Below are 3,619 nucleotides of genomic sequence, written 5' to 3'. Positions count from 1 at the left end.
CCGAAATTGATATCCAGACGCCGATCCCGGACGCGGTGAAGCAACGGCGCGTCAACCGGGGTTTTTTCTTCGTGGGCTGCCGCTTCAACGATCAGATGCTGCGCACATATGCCAGACAGCTGATGAAGCGCTCCACTGGCCCACATTTTGCGGTGATCGATTCGGCTACGCTGACCAGAAACGAACGTCGTTTCCTTGCCGAAGGCGCAATCACGGTCATCGACATGCCGATCCGCAACGCCGCGGCTCGCCTCGTCGGGGTCGATGCTAGCCAGGATTAATGGCCGGCGATTGCTGGTGAGTCGCTGCTTGCCTCCAAGGGCGAAAACTCAGTTGGGAATACATTCGTGAGTAGTAATGCTAGTGGCAGCACAACGTAGGCTCTGAATTCGTTGGGCGATGTGAAAGGGTCCGCTGCTGCGGGACGTGAGCACGTTGCGGCGGCATTACGCACATGATCTTGTGACCCCCGTGGCAAAAGAACTGAAGCGCCCGAGTCGCGACAACATATGCAGCGCTCAATGGCTTCGACAAAAATTCGGCACAGTTTCGACAGTTCGCATGCACCTCCAGGGTCAACGAGGTTGATTATGCCTGTTTATGTGGGTCGGCCACGCGAGCAGGAATTCCCACTACCTTTGCCCCGGCGGGAACATCTCGTGTGACCACGCAGCCAGCGCCTACCACTGCATTATCACCAATCGTGACGCCAGGCAGAATGATTGCTCCACCGCCGATCCAGACACGGCTGCCAATGTGAACAGGACGCCCGACCTGCAGGCCGGCCTGCCGCTGCTCGGCATCATGTGGATGATCGGCGGTATAAATCTGCACAGCAGGCCCAATTGCCGTTCCTTGCCCGATTTTGACCTCTACCACGTCAAGAATAACGCAGTTGAAGTTGATGTAGGCATTGGCTCCAATGCGGATATTGAATCCGTAGTCGCAAAAAAAGGGCGGACGGATGACCGTTCCGCGCCCAACCTCTCCCAGCCGCTCGGACAAAAGCTCATGCCAATGCCCCGTGGTCTGCCCCAGCGTATCATTGTACCGCTTGAGCCAAGCCCCGGTGGCCAACAGGTCAGCTTGGATCTCCGGATCCGCCGCATTGTAAAACTCGCCTGCGAGCATCTTTTCTTTTTGGCTACGCATCATAGTCTCCCGTCAGGTCGTGTCCCGTACAGTGATGCAGGAACGCACATCAAACTGCCTCGGCAACTTTGTAACTCGGTCTTGCCGGGCGCGCGGTCGGTCACGAGCCGGGGCGACAGTTTCGTCTCGACCAACTTCCGCGAATTTGGATATCGCAGATCAACCGGTCGCAGGGGCCAATACCTGACGAGGTCGGCAACTGTCCAGCGGTCGAACTCACTTTCATGCCCATCTCAGATTGCGTGATATCGAGCGGTAAGCCATCAGCTAATGTATCGACCAGGTCCCGCCAGCGGAGATCTGCGCGTCGCCTCTACGCATGCTGGCGTGTCACCAATAATACATCGATTATTTCTGGATCCAGGCACGTCGAATTGATTTGCCTTGCGGTGTAGAGCGAAGTTACTAGCCATAGGATTACTCCTTTTTAGTTTGTCAGTCGCAGAGCCCCAGTATGACTACGTGGTAGAAAGCACACGGCCGGAATCTTGGCAGCGCTGTTCACACCCACTTCGTAAGCCTGGCCGATGGGCTCGCCAGAGCACCAATGCTTGACCTGCTCCAGCTCTTGCTCGGCGGGTTGTTTCAGAGACGCTTGATCTCGATACCGCGTTTTCTCAGCACGTAGCCGATCTGGCGCGGGGTCAAACCGAGCAGGCGCGCCGCCTTTGCCTGCACCCAGCCACACTTTTCCATGGCAGCAATGACCGTATCGGCATCGGGCACCCTACCACGACTCGTGGCAGGGCCTATCGGCGCTTGCCCGTCGCCGACGGGCGGGGCGGCACAGGCGGCGGAAGGCTGGATCGTAGTCGACTTCTCTGACGTCGGCGGTCCGTTCTTCCACAGCGCCGCGGCCAAGCACTGATCCGCGTAACAGGCAAAGTCAGTTCTGAGGATTGATGGACCCGTCGCCAGAACTGCCGTCCGTTGAACGCAGTTTTCGAGCTCTCGGATGTTGCCTGGAAATTCGCAGTTCATTAGCACCTCAATCGCTTCGGGAGCGAAGGTCAGCGTGTGATCATTCTCAGTATTGAAATTCTTGAGAAACTGAGCGGCCAAGAGCGGAATATCACCTCGCCTTTCGCGCAATGCCGGCACGCGTAAAGTGACGACGTTGATGCGATAATAGAGGTCTTGCCGGAACTCCTTGCGTTGAACTGCCGTTTCCAAGTCCCTGTTCGTTGCGGCAATCACGCGAACATCAACTTTAATGGTGTGGTTGCTGCCGACGCGCTCAAACTCCTGCTCCTGCAGGACACGCAGCAGCTTAGCCTGGAACGAACCTGATATTTCGCCAATCTCGTCCAGAAACAATGTGCCTTTGTCGGCAGCCTCAAAGCGCCCCTTGCGCAAACTGCTCGCGTCGGTGAAGGCACCCTTCTCATGACCGAACAAGTCAGATTCCAGAAGCGTCTCGGTGAGCGCCGCGCAATTGACCTTGATGAAGGGCTGCTTGGCGCGAGGCGAGAGCTCGTGAATGGCTTTGGCAACCAGCTCCTTACCGGTTCCGGATTCACCTCGCAACAGGACCGTAGTCTTCGCCTTGGCCACCTTGACAAGGTGCTCACGCAGCTTGCGCAGCGCCTGACTATCGCCAAGCATCTCCTTGCTGATCTTTTTACGTTCCATTTGGCAGCCCATCCCACTCCGCCACCCGCCGGTAGAACTGCACTGGACGGTGAGCTGTGTTGTATTTCGTCATCATCATTCTCGATCTCACCTTTGTTGCTTCGAAATTTTCGGCGCGCGGACGCCCTCGGCAAATGGCAATGGCGCCTGAGCATCGTTGCCTTTCACCAGGACGAGCGTCTTCCTCCGCGCGGGCGCTCGCAATATGCGGTTTGCGCAGGCCTTTACTCGACCGGTCGCTGTTCTGTCCGGCTTCTGCCGCACCGCAGCCTGCAAACTCATCCTTGACAAGAAAGGAGGGGAGTCAACCGAGCTCTCCTTGCATTTATGCAAGGAAAATTGTCAGTTTGATAGAATTCTATCAAAACGGCAGAAACGCCCCGCCCCAGTTTGGCTGTACCTGCGGCGTTCAGCGTACGTGACGACATGTGCGGACTTGTCCCAATTGCCATCCGAGTTGTGCGGAACAGTAGCTGCTGCGCTGTTCGCTTCAACCGCGTGAGGCCGGAGACAGTAGAGACGGCGGCTCGTCGAGCGAGGTTTCATTGTTCGGCTACTAAACCGGCTGTCCTTTGGTGGGAGTTGGTTTCGCCCAAGTTCTGGGCCTGGGGGCGTCTAGCCCGTTTCGCCGCACAGGCTCCTTCCACATCGTCGAGGCCGAGAAGGAGGGACCCCACAGCTCTCCCTGTATCACAATGCCCCGCCCCTCAAGCAGCTAGATACGACAGGTGACCTCAAATGAGGCGTCTTGCATGGCTTCTACACCTGCCTGAATGCCAGAACTGCGTTCGTACCGCCCATGGCGAAGGCGTTGCTCATGGCGACGCGCACCTTG

The 3,619-nt window shown here is 57.3% G+C and carries 2 protein-coding genes and 1 pseudogene; 1 reads left to right on the top strand and 2 read right to left on the bottom strand.

The window, feature by feature from the left end; all coding sequences use genetic code 11:
• Positions 1-281 (top strand): SIR2 family protein (locus EOA27_RS27470; RefSeq protein WP_189562128.1); only part of this gene is annotated, 281 nt, incomplete at its 5' end.
• A gap of 307 nt (positions 282-588) precedes the next feature.
• On the opposite strand, the gene EOA27_RS27465 is transcribed toward EOA27_RS27470, so the two are convergent.
• On the bottom strand, positions 589-1,155 hold the full coding sequence (locus EOA27_RS27465; RefSeq protein ID WP_024505228.1) for a sugar O-acetyltransferase: 567 nt from the start codon (positions 1,153-1,155) through the stop codon (positions 589-591).
• 582 nt (positions 1,156-1,737) lie between these two features.
• Positions 1,738-2,781: pseudogene (gene nifA / locus EOA27_RS27460) on the bottom strand (nif-specific transcriptional activator NifA); the annotation flags it as partial.
• Positions 2,782-3,619: the final 838 nt, after the last annotated feature.

This window comes from Mesorhizobium sp. M2A.F.Ca.ET.037.01.1.1 (assembly GCF_003998075.1).
Classification (GTDB): Bacteria; Pseudomonadota; Alphaproteobacteria; order Rhizobiales; family Rhizobiaceae; genus Mesorhizobium.
The sequence above is the reverse complement of the archived record's forward strand: the minus strand, read 5'-3'. Positions and strand labels throughout refer to the sequence as shown.